The sequence below is a fragment of the Croceicoccus marinus genome (assembly GCF_001661675.2).
In the GTDB taxonomy this organism is placed as follows: Bacteria; Pseudomonadota; Alphaproteobacteria; order Sphingomonadales; family Sphingomonadaceae; genus Croceicoccus; species Croceicoccus marinus.
This window is the reverse complement of the sequence record NZ_CP019602.1, coordinates 1,684,388-1,706,267: the sequence shown is the minus strand read 5'-3', so window position 1 is coordinate 1,706,267 and position 21,880 is coordinate 1,684,388. Positions and strand designations below refer to the sequence as shown.

The following is a 21,880-nucleotide window of genomic DNA, read 5'->3' as shown; positions in this document are numbered from 1 at the left end:
TGCGCGTGCTTATAATATTGCGCCTTCTGCGGCTGCCACGCGGATTTTGCTTTTCACGCGCGACGCTTTGTGCAACAGGCCGCCTCCGCCGTCCGCAAGTGCTTGACGCCTGCGGCCGGGAGTGAAAACAGGGCGCCCCAGCCGGGCGAAAATCCGGCGGGAATGCGCTTCATGGCGATCGTAGCTCAGTTGGTTAGAGCGCCGGTTTGTGGTACCGGAGGTCGCGGGTTCGAACCCCGTCGATCGCCCCATTTTCACTTAGCGGGCGAGCGTTTTCCTGCTCCCCGCGACCCTAGGCAAAAGGCGGCACCCGCGATGTGGAGCAATCCCGCATTCGACGAGCATGAGAAGCTCACCCTCGTTCACGACCGGGCCAGCGGGCTTGCCGCGATCATCGCCATCCATTCGACCCATCGCGGCCCCTCGGCTGGCGGCACGCGGTTCTGGCATTACGCGAACCCCGACGACGCGCTGACCGACGCGCTGCGCCTGTCGCAGGGGATGAGCTTCAAGAACGCCATGGCCGACCTGCCCATGGGCGGGGGCAAGGCAGTGATCCTTGCGCCGAAGGACGGCACCAAGACGCCCGAGATGCTCGCCGCGTTCGGCGATGCGGTCGAGGCGCTGGGCGGCCGCTATGTCACCGCCGAGGACGTCGGCATTTCCGAAGCCGACATGGTCGCGGTGTCGAAGCGCACCGCCTATGTCACCGGGCTGCCCGCCGACGACGACGGCGCGGGCGGCGATCCGGGGCCCTATACCGCGCATGGCATCTATCTGGGTCTTGCCGCGGCGGTCCGTCACAGGCTGGGCCGCTCGCTCGAGGGCGTGCATGTCGCGATCCAGGGCACCGGCAGCGTGGGCGGCGGCCTTGCCCGCCTGTTGGCGCGCGATGGCGCTCGGCTGACTTTGGCCGATGTGGACCATGCGCGCGCCGCGGCGCTTGCGGCCGATCTGGGCGCGGCCGCGGTCGGCGCCGACGATATCATGACCACGCCCTGCGACGTGTTCAGCCCCAATGCGCTGGGCGGCATCCTGAACAGCGGCAGCATCGCTGCGCTGGACTGCGCGATCGTGGCGGGCGGGGCGAACAACCAGCTCGCCACCGCCGAGCACGGTCGCGAGCTGGCGGCGCGCGATATCCTCTATGCGCCCGATTATGTGCTGAACGGCGGCGGGATCATCGCGGTCACCTATGAATATCTCGCCCGGCGCGAAGGCGTTGCGGTCAGCACCGATACGATCGATGCCAAGATCGCCGGCATTCCGGGCCGCCTGGAAGCGATCTGGCACGAAGCGGACGCCAGCGGGCAGCCGGCCAACCTGGTCGCCGACGCGATGGCGCGACGCGCGATCGGGCGCTGACGCGGTTCCTTGCGGGCATAGGCGAAGGTGCGCGGGCGCTGGGCTCCGCGCTTTCGCTTGTGCGCGGGGCTGCAAAGCGGCATGGACTGACCGGCCCCTACGCTCGCAGCTTTGATTGATATGCACGGTTTTGCCAATCCCGCCCGTTTCCTGCGCATCGCCCGCTGGCTGACGCCGCTTCTGCTGGTGTCGGGGCTGGTCGTTTCGGGCGCGGCGCTGGCCTATGGGCTGCTGCTGGCGCCTGCCGACCGGCTGATGGGCGATACCGTCCGCATCCTGTATATCCATGTGCCCGCCGCATGGCTGGGCATGGGCGGCTGGACCACCATCGCCGTCGCTTCCCTGGCAGAGCTGGTTTGGCGCCATCCGCTGGCCGCCATCGCCGCGCGCGCCGCGGCAGTGCCCGGCGCGGTGTTCACCGCCATCTGCCTTCTGACCGGGTCGATCTGGGGCCGCCCGACATGGGGCACCTGGTGGGTGTGGGACGGGCGGCTGACATCCATGCTGGTGCTGCTGCTGCTGTATTTCGCCTATATCGCGCTGGCGGGCGCGGCGCAGCGCGACATGGGCGCGGGTGCCGGTCTTTCCGCGGGCAGCAGCCGCGTCACCGCGATCTTCGGGCTGGTGGGCGCGGTCAACGTGCCGATCATCAACCGGTCGGTGGTGTGGTGGAATTCGCTGCACCAGCCGCCCAGCATCACCATGGGCAAGAGCGCGATCGATCCCGCCTTCCTGTGGCCGCTGCTGATCGCGACACTGGGCTTCTCGCTGCTGTTCGGCGGGGTGATCCTGGCGCGCATGCGGACGCTGCTGGCGGACATCCAGGCCGAGGCGCGGCTGCGGCGCAAGGCGCAGCGCGCCGATGGGCGCGTCGATCCGCTTTTCGCCGCGCCCGATAGTCTGTAAGGGACGCGCAACGGATTCGAAGTGAACCCCATTGACCGAAAATCTTGACCACTGGCCTTTCGTGATCGCCTGCTACGCCATCGGCATAGCGGGCACCCTGGCCATGACCGGGTGGAGCTGGATCGCGATGCGCCGCGCCGAGAAGCGCCGCGACCGGATCAGGGGGCGCAAGTGAGCATCCCGGATTCCCGGAACATGAAGCCCAAGCACCAGCGTCTGGTGCTTCTGGTGATCGCGCTGGCCGTGCTGATCGGCGCCGGGCTGCTGGCGGCATGGGCGCTGCGCAACCAGGCGAGCTATTTCTATGTTCCTTCCGACATTGCCAGCGATCCGCCCGAAACGGGCCGCGCTATCCGGCTGGGCGGCATGGTCCAGCAAGGGTCGATCCAGCGCGAGGCGGACGGGGTGACGATGAACTTCACCGTCGGCGACGGCGCCGCCACGGTTCCTGTGCGCTTCACCGGCATCGCCCCCGACCTGTTCGTCGAGGGATCGGGCGTGGTCGCCGAGGGCAGCCTGGCCCCGGACGGAACATTCGTCGCGACCAATCTGCTGGCCAAGCATGACGAGAACTACATGCCGCGCGAGTTGCAGGACATGAGCGATGCGCAGGCGAAGCAGGTAGTGGCCGAAGCCGAATGATCGCGGAACTGGGTCTTGCGCTTCTATGGCTGGCGGCGGCGCTGGCGCTGCTGCAATTCGCATCGGGGTTGTGGGCGCTGGCGGGCGGCGACGGGCAGATGCGCGAACAGCCCGCCGCCGCGGTGCGCCCCGCCGCCATCATGCAGGGCCTGCTGGCCGCGCTGTCGTTCGGCGCGCTGATGTGGCTATTCGTGCGGACCGACCTGTCGGTGCTGCTGGTCGCGTCGAATTCGCATTCGGAAAAGCCCCTTATCTTCAAGCTGGCTGGTACCTGGGGCAATCACGAGGGGTCCATGCTGCTGTGGGCGACGGTGATGGGGCTGGCGGGCGCGCTGGTCGCCCGGGTCGAGCGGCGGCTGCCCGAGAATACCATCGTCGCGACACTGGCCGCGCAGGCGTTCGTGTCGCTGGGCTTCTATGCGTTCCTGCTGTTCAGCTCGAACCCGTTCGAGCGGCTGGACCCGGTGCCGCTGGACGGGGCGGGGCTCAACCCGCTGCTGCAGGACATCGGCCTCGCCTTCCATCCGCCCACGCTGTATTTCGGCTATGTCGGGCTGTCGGTGGCGTTCAGCTTCGCGGTCGGCGCGCTGGTCACGAACGAGGTCGGGCCCGCGTTCGCGCGCGCGATGCGACCATGGGTGCTGGGCGCGTGGATCTTCCTGACGGTGGGCATCACCGCCGGTTCCTACTGGGCGTATTACGAGCTGGGCTGGGGCGGCTGGTGGTTCTGGGACCCGGTCGAGAACGCGTCGCTGATGCCATGGCTGGCGGCGACCGCGCTGCTGCATTCAGCGGGCGTGCTGGCCGCGCGCGACGCGCTGCGGACGTGGACGATCATGCTGGGCGTGGTCGCATTCTCGATGAGCATGGTCGGCACCTTCCTGGTGCGTTCGGGCATCCTGACCAGCGTGCATGCCTTTGCCGTGGACCCCGAGCGCGGAAGCTTCATCCTGGTGCTGCTGGCGATCTATATCGGCGGGGCACTGACCCTGTTCGGCCTGCGCGCCGCGTCGATCCAGGAAGGCAAGCAGTTCGCACTGGTCAGCCGCGAGGGTGCGCTGGTGTTCAACAATGTCATGCTGACCGCGATCCTGGGGATCGTGCTGCTGGGCACGCTCTATCCGCTGGTGACAGAGGCGTTCGGGACGCGCGTGTCGATCGGGCCGCCCTATTTCAATCCGGTGGGCGCGATTTTCGCGCTGCCGATGATGGTTGTGATGGCGGTCGGGCCGCTGCTGCGCTGGCGGGGCGACCGGGCGGGGCGGGTATCGCGGCCGATGATCCTGCCCGCGCTGGCGGTGGTCGCCGTGCTGGCGGCGACGCTGGTGCTGGCGCCGGGGATCGGCATTCTGCCGCTGCTGGGGCTGGCGCTGAGCGCGGGGCTGGCGATCGCCAGCGTGATGCCGCTGTTCGGGCGCAACCTGCGCCGCACGCCGCTGCCGGTATGGGGCATGGTGGTCGCGCATCTGGGCCTTGCCGTCGCGGTCGCGGGCATGGCCAGCGAAAGCGCTTTTTCGACCGAGCGGCTGGTCGCCGCCACGGTCGGCGACAGCGTCGAGGTCGGCCCGTGGACCGTATCGCTGTCCGCCATCGACCCGGTCGCGGGACCGAACTGGACCGCACTGCAGGCGGACATGCAGGCCAGCTATCGAGGGGGCGAGCCGATCACGCTGCACCCGCAGTCGCGCACCTTTACCTCGCCAGTGCAGACCACCAGCGAAAGCGCGCTGGCGACTCGCTGGAACGGGCAGCTCTATGCCGTGCTGGGCGTTCAGGGTGAGGATGGTCGCTGGCAGATGCGGCTGTGGTGGAAGCCGTTCGTTCCGCTGATCTGGCTGGGCGGGCTGCTGGTGGCGCTGGGCGGCGCGCTGGCACTGGTCGGGCGGATCGCCAGCGGCTGGCGGCGCCAGATCAGCATGCGCCGCATCGCCGAACGGCGCGAGGCGAACCCCCTGCCGCAGGAAAGGGCGGGGGCATGAGCGCGCCGGAACCGCGTCCGAAAGCATTGGGATCGCGCTGGGCGATCTGGCTGCCGCTGGCGGTCTTCGTGCTGCTGGCCGCGCTGATTGCCTGGGGCCTTGCCAATCCCGGTTCGACCGAGGTGGAAAGCCGCATGATCGGCCAGCCACTGCCCGCGATGGACCTGCCGGCCGCGACCGAGGGCAGACCGACCGTCGAACTGCCGGGATCGGCGGGGCAGGGGCCGCGCCTGCTGAACGTATGGGCGAGCTGGTGCGTGCCCTGCGTGGTCGAGGCGCCGGTGCTCGACGCGCTGGCGGGGCAGGGCGTGACCATCGACGGCGTGGCGATCCGCGACAAGGAAGAGGATATCGCCGAATTCCTGCAGCGCCACGGCAATCCCTATCGCGCGATCGCGCGCGACGACGTCAGCGCATTGCAGCTGGCCATCGGATCGTCGGGCGTGCCCGAAACTTTCGTCATCGATGCCGACGGGATGATCCGCTATCAGCATCTTGGCCCGATCATGGAGCGCGACGTGCCCCAGATCCTCTCCCAATTGCGGGCGGCGGAGCAGCCGCTATGACGCGCGGGCCGGCCTTTTGGCGGATGAGCTGCCCCCGCCGGCTGATCGGGATATGCGCGGTCGCCGCGATCCTGCTGCTGGCGATCACCACACCCGGCTTCGCGCAGGACGCCTTGCCGCCCGCGCCCTATGCCTATCGCCAGCTTCAGGATCCGGCGCAGGAAGCGCGCGCGCAGGATCTGATGGAAACGATCCGCTGCCTGACCTGCCAGAGCCAGTCGATCGCTGACAGCGATGCGCCCATGGCGGGCGACATGCGCAGCGAGGTGCGCCAGCGCATCGCCGCGGGCGAGGATCCCGAAGCGATCCGCCAATGGCTGATCCAGCGCTATGGCGACTACATCAGCTACAAGCCGTCGGTCACGGGGCTGACCTGGCCGCTGTTCGCCGCGCCGGTCGTGCTGCTGCTGCTGGCGGCGCTGCTGCTGCGCGGGCGGTTCCGGCGCGGCCGCAGTAAGGAAAACGCATGAGCTGGCTGTTCGTAATTCCCGCCGCCATCGCCGCCTTCGCCGCGCTGGTCTTCGTGCTCAAGCTGCCGCGCCCGGCGTGGGAGCTGACCGGGGCGGCGCTATTGCTGGGGCTGGCGGGCTATGCGGCGCAGGCCAGCCCGACGCTGCCGGGCGCGCCCAAGGCCCCGCGCGAGAGCCGCGGGAGCATGGAGGCTGCGCTGGTCGAGACGCGGCAGGCGATGCAGGCCGAATTCGCGCCGGGCCGCCGCTATCTGATCACGGCGGACGCGATGGCGCGCAACGGGCGCTTCGCCTCGGCCGCGGCGATCCTGCGCGGCGCGATCCGCGAGCATCCCGAAGACCCCGATACCTGGCTGGCGCTGGGCAATGCGCTGGTCGGCCATGCCGAGGGCGTGGCGACGCCGGCGGCGCTCTATGCCTATGACAAGGCGGCGCGGCTGGCGCCCGGCCATCCCGGGCCGCCGTTCTTTTCCGGGCTGGCGCTGGCGCAGTCGGGCCGGTTCGAGGAAGCGCGGACCCGCTGGCAGGGCCTGCTGGACCGTCCGCTGGCCGAAGGCGACACTGCGGCCGACGAGCCGTGGCGTGCCGTGCTGCAGGCGCAGATCCAGCGGCTGGACATGCTGATCGAAATGCAGCGCCAGCAGATGGGCGGGCAGGGGCCGCAGATGCCGAACGCACCCGTTCGGGTGCCGGGGCCCCCGCAGGTTCAGCCGTCCGCGCCTGCACCAACTCAGTCCGAAGCGCCATGATGGGCGCTTTCCACACGGTTCGGGGGCATTCGAAATATGCCGCGGGCGTTTGCTTGCGGTGCACAATCGGCGCTGCTAATCGCCCATCCCTGTTCGTGGGCCCGGTTCGAATCGCGCCCGAAAGCGAACACGAACCGGAGTTTGTTCTGGCGTGAGCAGCGAGATGGCATCGCACGCAGGCGCCCACGCGCCCGGCGGCAAGGATCGCACCAGCGCCAAGGTGAAGCTGGCGGTTGGGGCCGTCGGAATCGTGTTCGGCGATATCGGCACCAGCCCGCTATATGCATTCCGCGAAACCTTCGTGGGCCCGCATCCGCTGGCGCTCGACCAGTTGCACATCCTGGGCGTTGTCAGCCTGATCTTCTGGTCGATGACTTTGGTCGTCTCGATCCAGTATGTCACCATATTGATGCAAGCCGACAACAAGGGGCAGGGCGGAAGCCTTGCGCTGGTGGCGCTTATTTCGCGGCATATGGGCGGATCGCGCTTCGGCTGGCTGACGGTGCTGTTGGGGGTAATGGCGACGTCGCTGTTCTATGGCGATTCGATGATAACCCCCGCGATTTCGGTACTTTCCGCAGTCGAGGGGCTGACCGTGGTCGAGGCCCGGTTCGAGCGGTGGGTCATTCCCATCGCGCTGGTCATGCTGGTCGGGCTGTTCCTGATACAAAAGCGCGGCACCGCCAAGGTGGGCGCGCTGTTCGCACCGATCATGATCACCTATTTCGTCGTGCTGGCGGTGCTGGGCGTGGCGCATATCGTGCAGAACCCCGGCGTGCTGGTCGCGCTGAACCCGTGGTACGCGGTGCAGTTCTTCATGGTCGACAAGACGCTGGCGTTCCTGGCGCTGGGCTCGGTCGTGCTGGCTGTGACGGGGGCAGAGGCGCTCTATGCAGACATGGGGCATTTCGGGCGCGGGCCGCTGCGGCTCAGCTGGTTCGCCTTCGTGATGCCCGCGCTGCTGCTCAACTATTTCGGTCAGGCGGCGATGGTCACCGCGCTGTCGGGTCCCGAAGCGGCTGAGGCGATCCGCAACCCGTTCTTCATGATGGCGCCCGACATCATGCGCCTGCCGTTGGTGATCCTGGCGATGCTGGCGACCTTCATTGCCAGCCAGGCGGTGATTTCGGGCGCGTTCTCGGTCACGCACCAGGCGATGCAGCTGGGCTTTATCCCCCGCCTGTCGATCCTGCACACCAGCGAGACCGAGGCCGGACAGATCTATATTCCCGCGATCAACTGGGCGCTGATGGTGGCGGTGATCCTGCTGGTGCTGACCTTCCAGAACTCGTCCAACCTAGCCAGCGCCTATGGCATCGCGGTCACGGGTGCGATGCTGATCGACACCTGCCTGATGGCGGCGCTGCTGCTGGCCGTATGGCGGTGGAAATGGTGGCTGGCGGTACCGGTGGTGGTCGTGTTCTTCATCGTCGACGGCTCCTATTTCGCGGCCAATGCGACCAAGGTGCCCGATGGCGGCTGGTTCCCGCTGCTGATCGGCGCGGTGGTGTTCACTTTGCTCACGACCTGGGCCAAGGGCCGCAAGCTGATGCACGAACGCATGGCCGAGGTGGCGTTGCCGATCGAGATCTTTGCCAAGTCCGCCACCAATTCGGCGACCCGCGTGCCGGGCACCGCCATCTTCATGGCGTCGAGCACCGCGGGCGTGCCATCGGCGCTGCTGCACAACATCAAACACAACAAGGTGCTGCACGAACGCGTCGTGGTGCTGACGGTCAAGATCGCCGACTATCCCTATGTCGAGCTGGCGAAGCGGCACGAGATCCACGACCTGGGCCACGGCTTCTATCGCCTGATCCTGCATTACGGCTTCATGGAAGAAACCGACGTGCCGCGTGCGCTTGCGGATATCGAGCATTGCGGCGGCATGTTCGACATGATGCAGACCAGCTTCTTCCTGTCGCGCCAGACGCTGCTGCCGTCGGAGAACCCGGGCATGATGATCTGGCGCGAGAAGGTCTTCGCCTGGATGCTGCGCAATGCGGCCAATGCGATGGAGTTCTTCCGGCTGCCGACCAATCGCGTGGTCGAACTGGGCAGCCAGCTGGAGATCTGAGGGGGCGGCATTGTGCCTTTGCGTCGGTCGTCCCGCATCATTTCCGGGGCGGAACGGCCAACATGGTGGCGCATTTCATGCTATGGTGCCGGGCACCAAAAGCAAAAGCATGAAAGGAGAGTCGTGATGCAGGAAACCACCCGCAAGGACCGTGAGAACGAGCTGCGCCAGCTGATCGCCAAGGTCACCGGCCAGCCCAATCGCAGCTGGACCGACGAGCGCAAGCGCATCGCCGTGCTACAGACGCAGCTGGCGTCGGAACACGCTGCGGCCTGAGAGGCGGGCGCGTTCGAGAGGCGGGGCGGTCCAAACAGGCCGCCCGCCAGCCGTTCATGCTAGCACGCTCAAACCGGAGGCTGGGTCGTCTCGACCTCGGTCTCCTCTTCCTTGCCAAGCCCTTCGCGCATCATCATCGGAAGCTGCATGAAGGTGAACAGGAACGAGAGCGGCATGAACAGCCAGAACTTGGCCGCCAGCCAGTCCTCGAACGGCAAGGCGGCGCGCAGCACCTCGTTCAGCACGGCAAGCGCGGCGAAGTAGAAGCCCCAGTTGCGCGACAGGGTCATCCAGCCGCGATCCGACAGGCCGTCGAACGCGGCATCCAGCAAATATTTCAGCAGCGGCCTGCCCATGCGCCAGCCGACCAGCAGAGCGATCGCGAACAGCACGTAGATGATCGTCGGCTTCACCTGCACGAAGACCGGGTCCTGGAAGAAGATCGTCAGCCCGCCGAAGAACACGATCAGCGCGGTCGACAGCATCAGCATCGGGGTGATGTGCCCCAGCTTCCATTTCGACACGCCCAGCGCGATCAGGGCGGCAACGATGAACGCGCCGGTACCTTTTACGACGGCCAGCACCTCGGCCACCGAATTGCTGGAATCCTCGGGGGCGAAAAAGCGATAGACGACGAAGAAGATCAGCAGCGGCCCGTAATCGATGGCGAGGTTGAGCCAGCCTGATTTCTTCTTTGGCGCGGTATCGGTCTTGTCGGTCATCATGCCACTCCCGCTATGACGCGCGCGACCAGGTCGGGGTCGAAGGGGCGCAGATCGTCGATCCCCTCGCCGACGCCGATGGCGTGGATCGGCAGGCCGTATTGCTCTGCCGCCGCGACCAGCACGCCGCCGCGTGCGGTGCCGTCCAGCTTGGTCATGACCAGCCCGGTGACGCCGGCCACTTCCTTGAACACGTCGATTTGGCTGAGCGCGTTCTGCCCGTTGGTCGCATCCAGCACCAGCACCACGTCATGCGGCGCCGCGGGGTTGAGGCGGCCGAGAACCTTTCGGATCTTGGCCAGCTCGTCCATCAGCTCGCGCTTGTTCTGAAGGCGGCCGGCGGTGTCGACGATCAGCGCGTCGCTGCCGCGCTCGGTCGCGGCCTTGACAGCGTCAAAGACCACGCTGGCGGGATCGCCGCCTTCGGGTCCGGTGACGATGGGGACGCCCACTCGGTCCGCCCAGACCCGAAGCTGGCCGATGGCGGCGGCGCGGAAGGTGTCGCCCGCGGCCAGCATGACGCTGTAATCCTCTTCCTGGAACAGATGGGCCAGCTTGGCGATGGTGGTCGTCTTGCCGCTGCCGTTGACGCCGATGACCAGCACCACATGCGGGCGCGGAAAGGCGGTGACGTCCAGCGGCTTGGCGACGGGGCGCAGGATTTCGGCGATCTCTTCGGCGACGGCCTGGCGGATCGATTGCTCGTCGGCGCCCCGGTCGAAGCGGCGGTCGGCCAGCCGGTCGCGGATCCGCATGGCCGCACGCGGGCCCAGGTCGGAGAGGATCAGCGCATCCTCCAACTCGTCCAGCTGTGCGTCGGTCAGGCGGGTCTGCCCGCCGATACCGGCCAGATTGCCCGCCAGCCGGGCGGAGGTCTTGCGAAAGCCGCCGAAGACGCGGTCCTGCCAGCTATCGCTCATGCCGCTTCCCCGATCAGCAGACCGTCCTGGCGCGCGGACATGCGCAGGCGGGCGGTTTCGCCTTGCGCCATGCCGGCGGGCAGGCGCACCGGCGCGAAGTTCTCGGCATGGCCGGTGCCGTCGCGTTCGGCCAGCACGGTCTGGGTGGTGCCGACCAGCCCGCCCAGCCACTGGCCGCGCTGTACGGCGACGGCTTCGCGCAATTCGGCGGCGCGGGCCTTTACGCGCACGGGATCGACCTGCGGCATTCGCGCGGCAGGCGTGCCGGGGCGCGGGCTGAAGGGGAAGATATGGCCGTGGACGATGTCGCAGGCGCTGACGATGGACAGGTTGTTGGCGTGCATGTCATCCGTTTCGGTTGGGAAGCCCGCGATCAAATCCGCGCCCACCGCAATGTCGGGGCGGCGGGCCTTGAGGCGTTCGACAAGGCGGATCGCGTCGGCGCGGCTGTGGCGGCGCTTCATGCGCTTGAGGATCATGTCGTCGCCCGATTGCAGCGACAGATGGAGATGCGGCATCAGGCGCAGCTCGTGCGCGGCCATGTCTTCCAGCAGCGGGTCGATCTCCGCCCCGTCGATGGAGGAGAGGCGCAGCCGCGCGAGCGAGGGGCACGCGTCGAGGATGGCGCGCACCAGCGTGCCGAGCGCGGGCGAGCCGGGCAGGTCGTGGCCCCAGCTGGTCACGTCCACGCCGGTCAGCACGATCTCTGGCGCGCCATTGGCAAGGTGATCGGCGGCGATGCGAACCACGTCCTCGACCGGCAGCGACCGGCTGGCGCCGCGCCCCTGCGGGATGACGCAGAAGGTGCAGCTGTGGTCGCAGCCGTTCTGCACCGGCACGAAGGCGCGGGTGCGCGCGCGCGGAGTGGTCGCGGCGGCGGGGAGGGCCGCATCGCCCAGCCATGCGCGCGGCTCGAGCTTGGCGGCATTGGCAACCAGCCCGTCGACCTCTGCCATGGCGGAAAGCTGCTCACGCTCGATATCGGCGGCGCATCCGGTGACCAGCAGCCGCGCATCCGGATGGCTGCGGCGCAGGCGGCGGATCGCGCGGCGGGTCTGGCGAACGGCTTCCTGCGTCACGGCGCAGCTGTTCACCACCACGGTCGGCTGCGCGCTGGCGGCCAGCATGGCGCGGATGCGCTCGCTCTCCGCCATGTTGAGGCGGCAGCCCAGCGTCACGACCTCGCCTTTGAAGGTGGAGGGCGCGCTCAAGCGTAGGCTCCCCAGTCGAAACTGCCGGTATAGGCGATGGTCGCGGGGCCGGTCATGGTGATGCGGCCCTTGCGTTCCGGCGTGTCTTCATCCCACGCGATGACGAGGTCGCCGCCGGGAAGCGAGACGGTCACCTTGCGGTCCACCAGCCCGCGCCGCATCGCGCCGACCGCGGTGGAGCAGGCGCCGGTGCCGCAGGCACGGGTCAGCCCCGCGCCGCGTTCCCACACGCGCAGGCGGATCGCATCGCGCGACAGGATCTGCGCGACATTGACGTTGATGCCCTGCGGAAAGATCGGGTCCTTCTCGATCACCGGGCCGATCTGTCCCAGCGGAACGGCGGACAGATCCTCTACGAAGAAGATCGCGTGCGGATTGCCGACATTCACGGCTACCGGGCTTTCCAGCATGTCCCAGCCGACCGGCATGGCCCGCGTATCCATCGCATAGGCCAGCGGGATGGCATCCCAGTCGAAGCGCGGCTCGCCCATGTCGACCGCGATGCCCGCCGCGTCTGGGCGGGCCATGATCGTGCCGCCCAATGTCTCGATCGTCAGCTCGCCGCCCACCAGCAGGCCAACCGCGCGCGCGGCATTGCCGCATGCCTCGACCTCGCCGCCGTCGTGGTTGAAGATGCGCATCTTCAGATCGGCATTGCCCGACGGTTCGATCAGCACCAGCTGGTCGCAGCCGATGCCCGTGTGGCGGTCCGCCAGCGCGGCGGCAATATCGCCATTGATCGGCGGCAGCGCCTGCGCGCGGGCGTCGAGCACGACGAAATCATTGCCGAGCCCGTGCATCTTGGTGAAGGGTATGCGCATGATGGTCCCGCATCTATGCAGCGGGCGGCGCTACGTCCAGTCCCGTGCGGCGCGCGGAACCGCTTAAACTTCAGGCACCCGCGATGCGGCGATCGCTGTCGCCCAGTCTGACGGTGCCCAGCCGGGGTTCCATGCGGACATCGTCGGCAAGGCGCGCTTCGCTCTTCAACCGGGCGCGGACCTTGTCGGCAGGCTCGGGGCGGCCATAGAAATAGCCCTGGCCCTTGAACTGGCCCAGCCCGCGCAGCTTGTCGCGCACCAGCTCGCTCTCGATCCCCTCGGCGGTGACGGGCAGGCGCATGCCCGCGCCGATCGATGTGATCGCGCTGACCAGCGCGGCATTGTCGCCGCCGCGGCCCAGCTCGGCGATGAAGCTGCGGTCGATCTTGATCCGGTCGAAGGGCAGGGCGCGCAGCTGCGCGATGGACGCATAGCCGGTGCCGAAATCGTCAAGGCTGACCGACACGCCCTGGTTCTTCAGGCTGGTCACCAGCGAGCGCACCAGTCCGATATTCTCGTGCAGGCAGCTTTCGGTAACCTCGATCTCGAGCCGGTCGGGCGGGAACTTGGCCTCGGCCAGCATCTTCAGCAGCTTTTGCGCGAACCATGGATCGCGAAGCTGGACGGGCGAGATATTGACCGAGAGGGTGAGCGAGGGATCCCATTCGGCGGCGTCCCGCAGCGCCTGGCTGATGACCGCTTCGGACAGTTCGGCGATGCAGCCGATCTCCTCGGCTACCGAGATGAAGAAGTCGGGCGTGACAAGGCCCAGCGTGGGCGATTGCCAGCGTGCCAGCATCTCGAAGCCGGTCAGCTCGCCGGTCTCCACGTCAACCTGCTGTTCGTAGAAGGGCACGAATTCGCCGCGCGCGATGCCGCGCCTGATGCCGCTTTCCAGCTCGCTGCGCAGCTTCAGCTCGCGCTCCATCTCGGGCGTGAACCAGTCATAGCGGTTCCGGCCCATCTTCTTGGCGTGATACATCGCGATGTCGGCCATGTGCAGCAGTTCGCCCGCCGCATTGCCGCCCGGCTGGTCCAGTTCGACGCTGGTCGACAGGCCGATGGACAGGCCCACAGCCAGCTCTCCGCCATTGATGGCGATGGGGCGCTGCGCGATGTCGATGATGCTGGTGGCCAGCTGGTCGATCAGGTCGGGGGCGGATCGGTGATAGGGCACGACGCAGGCGAATTCGTCGCCGCCAAGCCGCGCCAGCCGCGCACCCGCGGGCAATTGCGCGCGGATGCGCTGCGCAATCTCGACCAGCATGCAGTCGCCCGCGCGGTGGCCGTTGAGATCGTTGATCTGCTTGAAATTGTCGAGGTCGATCATGATGAAGGCGACCGCCTTGTCGGCCTTCTCGGCCTCTGCCACCATCTCGCTGGTCAGGGGCAGGACGGATCGGCGGTTGAGCGAGCCCGTCAGCGGATCGGTCAGCGCCAGTTCGCGTGCCTCTTCCTCGGCCAGGCGGCTTTTCTCTATCTCGCCGAGCAGCTCGTTGTAGCGGCGCCAGCCGAAGATCACGAGCGCGACATTGAGCAGCACCGCGCTGGCCGCCCACGGCGGAGGCGCTTCGCCCTTGCCCAGCGCGAATTCGATGACCTGCGGCACGACCGACCCGGCATGGCCGACCAGCATGATGATCGCGGCAAAGATGATGCCCAGCAGGACGAGATCGCCTTCTGCCCGGCCGAATCGGTCGGTCAGGCCGGTGAAACGCCTTGGCTGGGGTATGTCGGGGCTGTCGCCCATTGCTGATGTCTGCTCCACGGCCCTGGCGCGGTTCCGGCGCCCTGACGGTTTGGTAGGGGCAAGGTCCTAAAAAAGAGGTTAAGGGGCGGCGGGGCCCGGCGGGCGGCGGCGGGGGCGGACCGGCGGACATCGCAATGCTTGCCAGCGGGGCCGACTGGCTGTATGGGCGCAACGAACCGGAGAGGGCGTGCCAATGTGCGCCGGCGCCGGGATCATGCACAAGGGCGGTACGCACGGCACCGCGCGCATTGACATACACGCTGGTCGGCGAGGTTTCGCCCACCGGCGTTTTCGGCGTTTTGCGCCGGTTCTGAACGGCCTCGCGGCGATTCTCGCGGCGGGCGTAACTGGAGAAGCGGCATGACAGCCGGAGGCGACCATGTTTGACGCACTGTCCGACCGGCTCGGCAATGTCTTCGATTCGCTGCGGGGCCGCGGCGCGCTGAAGGAAGACGATGTCCGCACCGCCATGCGCGAAGTGCGGATCGCGCTGCTGGAGGCCGATGTCGCGCTTCCGGTGGTGCGCCGTTTCATCGACACCGTCACCGAACGCGCGATCGGCGCCGAAGTGCTCCGCTCGGTCACGCCGGGTCAGCAGGTCGTCAAGATCGTCAATGACGCGCTGGTCGAGATGCTGGGCGGCGACCCGGAAGAGGGCGGCAGTTCGCAGGCCGCCCAGAATGCGGTTGGGCTGGACCTGGATGCCAAGCCGCCGGTCGTGATCATGATGGTCGGCCTGCAGGGCTCCGGTAAAACGACCAGCACCGCCAAGATCGCCAAGCGGCTGAAGGAGACCGAGGGCAAGAAGGTCATGATGGCCTCGCTCGACGTCAATCGTCCGGCGGCGCAGGAACAGCTGGCGATCCTGGGCGAGCAGGCGGGCGTGGCGACGCTGCCGATCGTGGCGGGACAGCAGCCGGTCGATATCGCCAATCGCGCGATTTCGTCGGCCAAGCTGCAAAGCTTCGACGTGCTGATGCTCGACACCGCGGGCCGCCTGCATGTCGACGAAGCGCTGATGGCCGAGATGAAGGCGGTCGCCAGCGTCTCCACCCCGCGCGAAGTGCTGCTGGTCGTCGATTCGCTGACCGGCCAGGACGCGGTCAATGTCGCGCAAAGCTTTACCGGCGAGGTGCCGCTGACCGGCGTGGTACTGACCCGCATGGACGGCGATGCACGCGGCGGCGCAGCGCTGTCGATGCGCGCGGTGACGGGCAAGCCGATCAAGTTCGCGGGCACGGGCGAAAAGCTCGACGCGATCGAGGCGTTCCATCCCTCGCGCGTCGCCAATCGCATCCTGGGCATGGGCGACATCGTGTCGATGGTCGAAAAGGCCGCGACCGCCGTCAAGGAAGAGGACGCCGAACGGCTCGCCAAGCGCATGGCGAAGGGCGAGTTCGACATGAACGACCTTCGCATGCAGCTGCAGCAGATGACCAGGATGGGCGGCATCGGCGCGATCGCGGGCATGCTGCCGGGCATGAAGAAGGCCAAGGCGGCGATGGCGCAGTCGGGCATGGACGACAAGGTCCTGCTCCACATGGACGCGATCATCTCGTCGATGACGCCGAAAGAGCGCGAGAAGCCACAGCTTTTGAACGCGCGGCGCAAGAAGCGCATCGCGGCAGGGTCCGGCACGCAGGTGCAGGACGTGAACAAGCTTCTGAAAATGCATCAGGAAATGGCCAAGGCCATGAAGCAGATCAAGAAGATGGGCGGGCTGAAGGGCCTTGGCCAGCTGTTCGGCAAGGGCGGTCTGGGCGCGGCGATGCCGGGGCTTGGCGGCGACCCAGGTGGATTTGGCGGGGGCGGCGGCATGCCGGGCCTTCCGGGCGGCGGAGACATTCCGCCCGAGCTGCAGGACCTGCTGAAGAAGAAATGATTTAACCGTAATTTCAGTTATTTGAATATCGTTCGAAAGGTAGTTTGATATGGCAATTGCAATTCGTCTGGCGCGCGGTGGCGCGAAGAAGCGTCCTTATTACCGCGTCGTCGTTTCCGACACGCGCAGCCCGCGCGACGGCAAGTATCTTGAGCAGGTCGGCATCTACAACCCGGTCCTGCCCAAGGATTCGGAAGACCGCGTCAAGCTGACCGAGGACCGCATCCGTTACTGGCTGGGCGTCGGCGCGCAGCCGACCGATCGCGTCGCGCGCTTCCTTGACGCCGCCGGCATCCTCGAGCGTGCGGCCCGCAACAACCCCAAGAAGGCCGAGCCGGGCGAAAAGGCCAAGGAACGCGCCGAGGAAAAGGCTTCGAAGGCCGCTGAAGCCGAGGAAGCCCGCAAGGCTGCCGAGGAAGAAGCCAACAAGCCCGCAGAGGCTCCCGCTGAAGAAGCGCCTGCTGAAGAAGCAGCGGCCGACGGTGCGGCTGCCGAGACCGCCGAGACCGCGGAAGAGGCAAAGGCCGAGGATTGATCCCGGTCGCAGTCGGACTTTTCGCCATGAAGAACCGCATCGTACTGGCCGCCGTTTCCGGCGCGCACGGCGTGAATGGCGAGATCCGGCTGAAGCTGTTCGGTGAGGGCGTGGCGTCGCTGAAGCGATTCCGCGCCTTCACCCTCTTGCGCGAGGCATCGGGCGAAAGCCGCGAGATCACGCCGAAGACCTTGCGCGACGACGGCAAGGGCGGCGCCATCGCGAAGCTGGTCGGCGTCGAGAACCGCAACGCGGCCGAGGCCTTGCGCGGCATGGTGCTGACCGTCTCGCGCGAGGAATTGCCTCCGCTGGAAGAGGGCGAGTATTATCACGCCGATCTGCTGGGCCTGTCCGCCGTATCGGACGCGGGCGAGGCCCTGGGCACGGTGATCGCGATCGACAATTACGGCGCGGGCGACGTGATCGAGATCGAGCGCCCTGCAGCAGAGGGCGAGAAGCCCAAGCGCTTCATGGTGCCGATGCGGCCCGAAGCGGTGCCCGAATGGGATGCGCGGCGGATCGTGATCGCGGCGGATTTCGCGGCGGATTAAGCGGTGCCAATGATGTCCGCGAACAGGGCGGCATCGACGTTGGAGCCCGAGATGACCGCCACCGTCGCCTTGTCGCTGGGCGGTGCCTTGCCCGCCAGCAGCGCCGCCAGAGCGACCGCGCCGCCCGGCTCCACCACCAGCTTCAGCACTTCGAACGCATAGCGCATCGCGGCGCGCACTTCCCCGTCGGTGACCGCCAGGCCTTCCGACAGCAGCGCCTTGTTGATCGGAAATGTCAGCGCGCCAGGCGTCGGCGCCAGCAGCGCGTCGCAGATCGATCTTGCGCCAGGTCGCACCGTCACCCGCCGCCCGGTCCGCAGCGAGCGGGCTGTATCGTCGAACGCCGCCGGTTCGACCGGGTGGATCGCGGTCTGTGGCAGCCGGTCCTTGACGGCGGTCGCGATACCCGCAGCCAGCCCGCCGCCGCCGCAGCAGACGAGGACCTGGCCGATTTCCACGCCCATTTCCTCGGCCTGCTCGACGATCTCGATCCCTGCGGTGCCCTGACCCGCGATGATGAAGGGGTCGTCATAGGACGGCACTAGCACCGCCCCCCGGTTCTGCGCCAGCGAGGTGGCGATCCCCTCGCGCGATTGGGTGTCGCGGTCGTACAGCACGATTTCCGCCCCCAGCGAGCGCGTGTTCGCCAGCTTCATCGCGGGGGCGTCGGCGGGCATGACGATGGTGGCGGGAATGCCCAAGATGCGCGCCGCTGCCGCCACGCCTTGCGCGTGATTGCCCGACGACCATGCGACCACACCCTTCGCGCGGTCCTCTTCGCGGATGCGCGCCAGCCGGTTGTAGGCGCCGCGAAACTTGAAGGCGCCGCCGATCTGCGCGCCCTCGAACTTCAGCAAGACCTGCCGGCCGGTCCTTTCGTCGAGGAAGGGGGAACGCAGCAGCGGCGTCCGCACCGCGACCCCGCGAATGATGTCGGCTGCGTCTTCCACGTCGCGCGGGCCGATGGCGAGCGGGGACTTCATCGATGGGCGCGTCCGCTAGCCCTGGCGCAATTCGGCGGCCAGCAGCCGGAATTCGTCCGCGCGCGGAGAGCCGCGCCGCCACACCAGCGCGATCTGGCGCGTGGCGTTCTTCGATTTCAGCGGGCGGGCGACGACATTGGTGCCGTCCAGTATCCCCGCCTCAAGCGCCATTTCTGGCAGCATGGTTAGGCCGAGGCCATTGTCCACCATCTGCACCAGCGTGTGCAGCGAAGTGCCGATCATGGTCGCGGACGCACGCAGTTCGGGGCGGTTGCAGGCCGCCAGCGCGTGTTCTTTCAGACAATGCCCGTCCTCCAGCAGCAGCAGGCGCGCCTCGTCGATCATCGACGGGGGGATCTGCTCGGGTGGGTCGCGGGGGTCGTCCTTGGGGAAAGCGACGAACAGGCGGTCGTCGAACAGCACCTCGCTCTCTACCTCGCCCGTGGCGAAGGGCAGGGCGAGCAGCACGCAATCGGCGCGCCCGTGCTGCAGCGATTCGATGGCATCGGCGCTCGGCTCCTCGCGCAGGAAGAGCTTGAGGCTGGGGCGTTCCTTACGCAGGCGCGGCAGGATGCGCGGCAGCAGGAAGGGGGCGATGGTGGGGATCACGCTCATGCGCAATTCGCCCGACAATGGCTTGCCCGCGGATTGCACCAGCTCGGCCAGTTCCTCCGCCTCGCGCAGCAGGACATGCGCCTTGGCCACCACACGCTCGCCCAGCGGCGTGAAGCGCACCACGCGGCGGGTGCGTTCGACCAGCGTCACGCCCAGCAGCGATTCCAGCTCGCGGATGCCGGCGGACAGGGTCGACTGCGAGACGTAGCAGCTTTCAGCCGCGCGCCCGAAATGGCGCTTTTCATGCAGCGCCAGCAGATATTGCAGCTGCTTCAGCGTCGGCAGATAGGTGTTCTTCAAGGCGTCCTATTCCGTCGCTTCCGGCTCGGCGGTTTCGGGGACATCGTCGATGTGGGTCATCTTCAATTGCCCGTTCTCGACCGCGAAGGCCAGCTTGCCCTCGACCAAATCCAGCGCGTCGCGGCCGAATTCCTGGTAGCGCCATCCTTCCAGCATCGGCAGGTTCTTGCGGACCCCGGCGGCCAAAGCTTCCAGGTCGTCGGCGCGCGCGATCAGGCGCGAGGCGACGTCGATCTCGCGGCTGCGGATCTTGAGCAGCAGCTTGAGCAGGTCGGCGACCAGCGCCCCTTCCTTGCCGAGAGCCACGCCCGTCTTGCGTTCGGGCATTTCGGCCTTGGGCAGGGGCTCCGCCTCCTCCAGTACCTTCATCAGGCGCTTGCCGATGTCGTTGTCCTTCCAGCCGCCCGACAGGCCGCGCACCTTGGCCAGGTCGCCCTGCTTCTTGGGCGGATGGCTGGCGAGGTCGGCCAGCGTCTCGTCGCGGATGATGCGGCCGCGCGGGATGTTCTTGTCCTGCGCCTCGGTCTCACGCCAGGCGGCCAGCGCCTTCAGCCGGCCCAGCACCTGCGGATTGCGGCCGGTCGAACGGATGCGGTGCCACAATGTCTCGGGATCGGTGGCATAGTTCTCGGGGTCGGCAAGCCGCTCCATCTCGCGGTTCAGCCATTCGCCGCGGCCGGTCTTGATCAGCTTCTTCAGCATCTTGGGGAAGATGCGCGACAGATAGGTGACGTCGCCGATGGCATATTCGATCTGGCGTTCGGTCAGCGGGCGGCGGCTCCAGTCGGTGAAGCGCGCGCCCTTGTCGACCTGGATGCCCAGCCAGCTGTCGACCAGGTTGGAATAGCCGATCTGTTCGGACTGGCTGATCGCCATCATCGCGATCTGCGTGTCGAAGATCGGATGCGGGGTCTTGTTCGTGAGGTTATAGATGATCTCGACGTCCTGGCCGCCCGCGTGGAAGACCTTCAGGACCTCCTCGTTCTCGGTCAGCAGGTCGAGCAGGGGCTTGAGGTCGATGCCCTCGGCCAGTGGATCGATCGCGGCGGCTTCCTTCCCGTCGGAGATCTGGACGAGGCAGAGCAGCGGCCAATAGGTCGATTCCCGCATGAATTCGGTGTCGACAGCGACGAAATCCGCCGTGGCCATCCGCTCGCAGATGTCGGCCAGCGCTTCGGTCGTGGTGATCAGTTCGTGAATTTTCATGGCTTCGGGCGGGTTACGCTGCATGAACGCCGCTTGCAATCATGCGTCGGGGCCGCATCCCCCCCTTTTTTGCGGGTGACGATCCTTTTGGCAGCCCGGATGGGCGCGGTGTCGTCAGGCAGGGCGGCGGCGCAGGCGTCCGAACAGGCTGGCAACCAGGCTGGCAGAGGCAGGGGCGGTGTCGTTTGCGGGTTCCTCGACCGGGGCGGCCTCGCGGATGCGGCGGCGCAGGCTGGTGCCGCTGACCTGGCTGTCGTCCTGGAAGATGCTGCCCGGATCATAGTCTGCCGGACGCGGAGCGAGCGAGAGGCTGGCGAATTTGGATTCCTCGACCTCGCCGTCCTCGCCGTCCTCGATCAAATCGTAATATTCGGTGCGCGTGTACACGGGGGCGTCGAAGAAGGGATAGCTCTCGTTGCTGCCCACCATCACGGTGATCGCGCGCGGCAGGCCGCGTCCCTCGATCACGGCGCGGATCGCCTGGTGCAGGCGTACCGCGACAAAGGCGTGGCCCAGCGCCAGCGCATCGCAATCGGCGGGACGCGTGAGCAAACCGTCATGGTGCCGGCGTTCATAAGCGAGCGTTTCGCCGTAGATGCCGCCAAGACCGCGCACCTGAACCTCGGCGCCCGCTTCCTCGAACGCGCTGCGCCATACGCCTGCCTTGCGGCCATAGCCGTGGTTGATCTCCTCGCGCCCGGCGCGGCTGAAACCGAAGGCGGTGTCGGTGAAATAGAGCGTTTCGAGGTCGGGTTCGCGAAAGCTGCTCTTGTCCGGATCGGGGGCGGGCAGGGACATCGGACCGCTGATGTCGATCGACATGGCGGTGACCGGCTGGTCGGGCCGGTCGATCTTGCGCAGCGTCTGGTCCAGCACTTCCCAGCCGATCAGGCGCACCGCGCTGACGGGCGTCGCCTGCGCCAGCTTCGCGATGTCGTGGCGTCCGTCGTCCAGTTCCATCAGCTGCGCCTCGATCAGCGTGGCAGCCACGTCGGGCTGGCCGCGCCGCATCAGCGATTCGACATTGCCAAGGAACTGGTCAAGCTCGTCTGCAGACTCGAAGATCTCGCTGGCGAAGATGTCGGTTACGGACATGAACAATTTCTCCTGGCGCACGTTTTGCGGTGCATCCCGTCCGTCATAATCGGCCTTTGGTTAAGAATCGCTTGGCCGGCATGCTTAACGCGGCGCCATGATCGCGGCGCAAATCGAGCGGAATCGGGACCTTGCGCTGCAATCAAGAGGCGGAAGGAGCGACTGAATATCCGCGCCAGCCGTCCCGCCGCCCCTTGCCCGTAACGGCAGGCTTGCGGCGTGCCGAGCGGAGCGCTTGCCTATCGCACGACAGGCTTAA

At 67.3% G+C, this 21,880-nt stretch carries 22 protein-coding genes and 1 tRNA gene; 14 read left to right on the top strand and 9 right to left on the bottom strand.

Translation table 11 applies throughout. The features are described from left to right. The first annotated feature begins 174 nt into the window (after positions 1-174). The 11 genes from A9D14_RS08045 to A9D14_RS19425 all read left to right on the top strand — a co-directional run bounded on the left by A9D14_RS08045 (position 175) and on the right by A9D14_RS19425 (position 9,030). Positions 175-251: transfer RNA gene (locus A9D14_RS08045), tRNA-His, on the top strand. Positions 252-315: 64 nt separating this feature from the next. Continuing rightward, on the top strand, positions 316-1,365 hold the full coding sequence (locus A9D14_RS08040; RefSeq protein WP_066845044.1) for a Leu/Phe/Val dehydrogenase: 1,050 nt from the start codon (positions 316-318) through the stop codon (positions 1,363-1,365). Between the two features lie 120 nt (positions 1,366-1,485). After that, positions 1,486-2,271, top strand: a complete 786-nt coding sequence (gene ccmC / locus A9D14_RS08035; RefSeq protein WP_066845041.1) for a heme ABC transporter permease CcmC — start codon at positions 1,486-1,488, stop codon at positions 2,269-2,271. Positions 2,272-2,302: 31 nt separating this feature from the next. After that, a complete protein-coding gene (locus A9D14_RS19800) occupies positions 2,303-2,446 on the top strand; it encodes a hypothetical protein (protein ID WP_185885434.1) in 144 nt (47 codons plus the stop codon). A gap of 20 nt (positions 2,447-2,466) precedes the next feature. After that, positions 2,467-2,913, top strand: coding sequence for a cytochrome c maturation protein CcmE (gene ccmE, locus A9D14_RS08030; RefSeq protein WP_066845038.1), 447 nt, complete (start codon positions 2,467-2,469; stop codon positions 2,911-2,913). Continuing rightward, complete coding sequence (locus A9D14_RS08025; RefSeq protein WP_066845035.1) at positions 2,910-4,892, top strand: heme lyase CcmF/NrfE family subunit; 1,983 nt, start codon at positions 2,910-2,912, stop codon at positions 4,890-4,892. The genes ccmE and A9D14_RS08025 overlap by 4 nt, the downstream gene beginning before the upstream one ends. After that, a complete protein-coding gene (locus A9D14_RS08020) occupies positions 4,889-5,458 on the top strand; it encodes a DsbE family thiol:disulfide interchange protein (protein WP_066845032.1) in 570 nt (189 codons plus the stop codon). Before A9D14_RS08025 ends, A9D14_RS08020 begins: the two co-directional genes overlap by 4 nt. 23 nt (positions 5,459-5,481) lie before the next feature. Then, positions 5,482-5,928, top strand: coding sequence for a cytochrome c-type biogenesis protein (locus A9D14_RS08015; protein WP_087910480.1), 447 nt, complete (start codon positions 5,482-5,484; stop codon positions 5,926-5,928). Next, positions 5,925-6,677, top strand: a complete 753-nt coding sequence (locus A9D14_RS08010; RefSeq protein WP_066845026.1) for a tetratricopeptide repeat protein — start codon at positions 5,925-5,927, stop codon at positions 6,675-6,677. The genes A9D14_RS08015 and A9D14_RS08010 overlap by 4 nt, the downstream gene beginning before the upstream one ends. Before the next feature lie 163 nt (positions 6,678-6,840). After that, positions 6,841-8,754: a potassium transporter Kup gene (locus tag A9D14_RS08005; protein ID WP_066845024.1), complete on the top strand. Its 1,914-nt coding sequence runs from the start codon at positions 6,841-6,843 to the stop codon at positions 8,752-8,754. Positions 8,755-8,880: 126 nt separating this feature from the next. Further along, complete coding sequence (locus tag A9D14_RS19425) at positions 8,881-9,030, top strand: hypothetical protein (protein ID WP_157668173.1); 150 nt, start codon at positions 8,881-8,883, stop codon at positions 9,028-9,030. Between the two features lie 68 nt (positions 9,031-9,098). Here the strand turns inward: A9D14_RS19425 and A9D14_RS08000 are convergent, their stop codons facing one another. From A9D14_RS08000 to A9D14_RS07980, 5 genes are all read right to left on the bottom strand, one after another. Next, a complete protein-coding gene (locus A9D14_RS08000) occupies positions 9,099-9,752 on the bottom strand; it encodes an inner membrane-spanning protein YciB (RefSeq protein ID WP_066848616.1) in 654 nt (217 codons plus the stop codon). Continuing rightward, positions 9,752-10,672 carry a signal recognition particle-docking protein FtsY gene (gene ftsY / locus A9D14_RS07995; protein WP_066845021.1) on the bottom strand — a complete coding sequence of 307 codons (921 nt, stop codon included), beginning with the start codon at positions 10,670-10,672 and terminating at the stop codon, positions 9,752-9,754. The genes A9D14_RS08000 and ftsY overlap by 1 nt, the downstream gene beginning before the upstream one ends. Beyond that, entirely contained in the window at positions 10,669-11,826 is a 1,158-nt protein-coding gene (locus tag A9D14_RS07990; protein WP_066848613.1) for a MiaB/RimO family radical SAM methylthiotransferase, read from the bottom strand. Before A9D14_RS07990 ends, ftsY begins: the two co-directional genes overlap by 4 nt. A 53-nt stretch (positions 11,827-11,879) precedes the next feature. Then, positions 11,880-12,704: a diaminopimelate epimerase gene (gene dapF / locus A9D14_RS07985; protein WP_066845018.1), complete on the bottom strand. Its 825-nt coding sequence runs from the start codon at positions 12,702-12,704 to the stop codon at positions 11,880-11,882. Positions 12,705-12,774: 70 nt separating this feature from the next. Continuing rightward, positions 12,775-14,454 (bottom strand): putative bifunctional diguanylate cyclase/phosphodiesterase, encoded by a 1,680-nt coding sequence (locus tag A9D14_RS07980; RefSeq protein WP_083987787.1) that lies wholly within the window; start codon positions 14,452-14,454, stop codon positions 12,775-12,777. A gap of 379 nt (positions 14,455-14,833) precedes the next feature. On the opposite strand from A9D14_RS07980, the gene ffh reads away from it, so the two are divergent. From ffh to rimM, 3 genes are read left to right on the top strand one after another with little or no spacing between them, the layout of a single operon-like run. Further along, positions 14,834-16,336: a signal recognition particle protein gene (gene ffh / locus A9D14_RS07975; protein ID WP_066845016.1), complete on the top strand. Its 1,503-nt coding sequence runs from the start codon at positions 14,834-14,836 to the stop codon at positions 16,334-16,336. A 49-nt stretch (positions 16,337-16,385) separates the two neighbouring features. After that, entirely contained in the window at positions 16,386-16,871 is a 486-nt protein-coding gene (gene rpsP, locus A9D14_RS07970) for a 30S ribosomal protein S16 (protein WP_066845014.1), read from the top strand. Positions 16,872-16,897: 26 nt separating this feature from the next. Continuing rightward, positions 16,898-17,422: a ribosome maturation factor RimM gene (rimM, locus tag A9D14_RS07965; RefSeq protein WP_066845012.1), complete on the top strand. Its 525-nt coding sequence runs from the start codon at positions 16,898-16,900 to the stop codon at positions 17,420-17,422. Here rimM and A9D14_RS07960 read toward each other — a convergent pair. From A9D14_RS07960 to A9D14_RS07945, 4 genes are all read right to left on the bottom strand, one after another. After that, complete coding sequence (locus A9D14_RS07960) at positions 17,419-18,405, bottom strand: threonine ammonia-lyase (RefSeq protein ID WP_066845009.1); 987 nt, start codon at positions 18,403-18,405, stop codon at positions 17,419-17,421. The genes rimM and A9D14_RS07960 overlap by 4 nt on opposite strands. Before the next feature lie 15 nt (positions 18,406-18,420). Next, positions 18,421-19,320: a hydrogen peroxide-inducible genes activator gene (locus A9D14_RS07955; RefSeq protein ID WP_066845007.1), complete on the bottom strand. Its 900-nt coding sequence runs from the start codon at positions 19,318-19,320 to the stop codon at positions 18,421-18,423. Between the two features lie 6 nt (positions 19,321-19,326). Continuing rightward, complete coding sequence (rnd, locus tag A9D14_RS07950; protein ID WP_066848607.1) at positions 19,327-20,526, bottom strand: ribonuclease D; 1,200 nt, start codon at positions 20,524-20,526, stop codon at positions 19,327-19,329. Positions 20,527-20,640: 114 nt separating this feature from the next. Next, positions 20,641-21,621: a hypothetical protein gene (locus A9D14_RS07945; protein ID WP_066845003.1), complete on the bottom strand. Its 981-nt coding sequence runs from the start codon at positions 21,619-21,621 to the stop codon at positions 20,641-20,643. Between the last annotated feature and the right edge of the window lie 259 nt (positions 21,622-21,880).

Excerpts from the sequence above, each read along its gene's own strand:
- dapF (WP_066845018.1), bottom strand. The coding sequence starts at position 12,704 with ATGCGCATACCCTTCACCAAGATGCACGGGCTCGGCAATGATTTCGTC.
- ffh (WP_066845016.1), top strand. The coding sequence starts at position 14,834 with ATGTTTGACGCACTGTCCGACCGGCTCGGCAATGTCTTCGATTCGCTG.
- A9D14_RS07980 (WP_083987787.1), bottom strand. The coding sequence starts at position 14,454 with ATGGGCGACAGCCCCGACATACCCCAGCCAAGGCGTTTCACCGGCCTG.
- ftsY (WP_066845021.1), bottom strand. The coding sequence starts at position 10,672 with ATGAGCGATAGCTGGCAGGACCGCGTCTTCGGCGGCTTTCGCAAGACC.
- A9D14_RS08025 (WP_066845035.1), top strand. The coding sequence starts at position 2,910 with ATGATCGCGGAACTGGGTCTTGCGCTTCTATGGCTGGCGGCGGCGCTG.
- A9D14_RS07945 (WP_066845003.1), bottom strand. The coding sequence starts at position 21,621 with ATGTCCGTAACCGACATCTTCGCCAGCGAGATCTTCGAGTCTGCAGAC.
- rpsP (WP_066845014.1), top strand. The coding sequence starts at position 16,386 with ATGGCAATTGCAATTCGTCTGGCGCGCGGTGGCGCGAAGAAGCGTCCT.
- A9D14_RS07990 (WP_066848613.1), bottom strand. The coding sequence starts at position 11,826 with ATGGCGGAGAGCGAGCGCATCCGCGCCATGCTGGCCGCCAGCGCGCAG.
- A9D14_RS08015 (WP_087910480.1), top strand. The coding sequence starts at position 5,482 with ATGAGCTGCCCCCGCCGGCTGATCGGGATATGCGCGGTCGCCGCGATC.
- rnd (WP_066848607.1), bottom strand. The coding sequence starts at position 20,526 with ATGAAAATTCACGAACTGATCACCACGACCGAAGCGCTGGCCGACATC.
- A9D14_RS19425 (WP_157668173.1), top strand. The coding sequence starts at position 8,881 with ATGCAGGAAACCACCCGCAAGGACCGTGAGAACGAGCTGCGCCAGCTG.
- A9D14_RS07960 (WP_066845009.1), bottom strand. The coding sequence starts at position 18,405 with ATGAAGTCCCCGCTCGCCATCGGCCCGCGCGACGTGGAAGACGCAGCC.
- rimM (WP_066845012.1), top strand. The coding sequence starts at position 16,898 with ATGAAGAACCGCATCGTACTGGCCGCCGTTTCCGGCGCGCACGGCGTG.
- A9D14_RS08005 (WP_066845024.1), top strand. The coding sequence starts at position 6,841 with ATGGCATCGCACGCAGGCGCCCACGCGCCCGGCGGCAAGGATCGCACC.
- A9D14_RS08040 (WP_066845044.1), top strand. The coding sequence starts at position 316 with ATGTGGAGCAATCCCGCATTCGACGAGCATGAGAAGCTCACCCTCGTT.
- ccmC (WP_066845041.1), top strand. The coding sequence starts at position 1,486 with ATGCACGGTTTTGCCAATCCCGCCCGTTTCCTGCGCATCGCCCGCTGG.
- A9D14_RS08000 (WP_066848616.1), bottom strand. The coding sequence starts at position 9,752 with ATGACCGACAAGACCGATACCGCGCCAAAGAAGAAATCAGGCTGGCTC.
- A9D14_RS08010 (WP_066845026.1), top strand. The coding sequence starts at position 5,925 with ATGAGCTGGCTGTTCGTAATTCCCGCCGCCATCGCCGCCTTCGCCGCG.
- A9D14_RS08020 (WP_066845032.1), top strand. The coding sequence starts at position 4,889 with ATGAGCGCGCCGGAACCGCGTCCGAAAGCATTGGGATCGCGCTGGGCG.
- ccmE (WP_066845038.1), top strand. The coding sequence starts at position 2,467 with ATGAAGCCCAAGCACCAGCGTCTGGTGCTTCTGGTGATCGCGCTGGCC.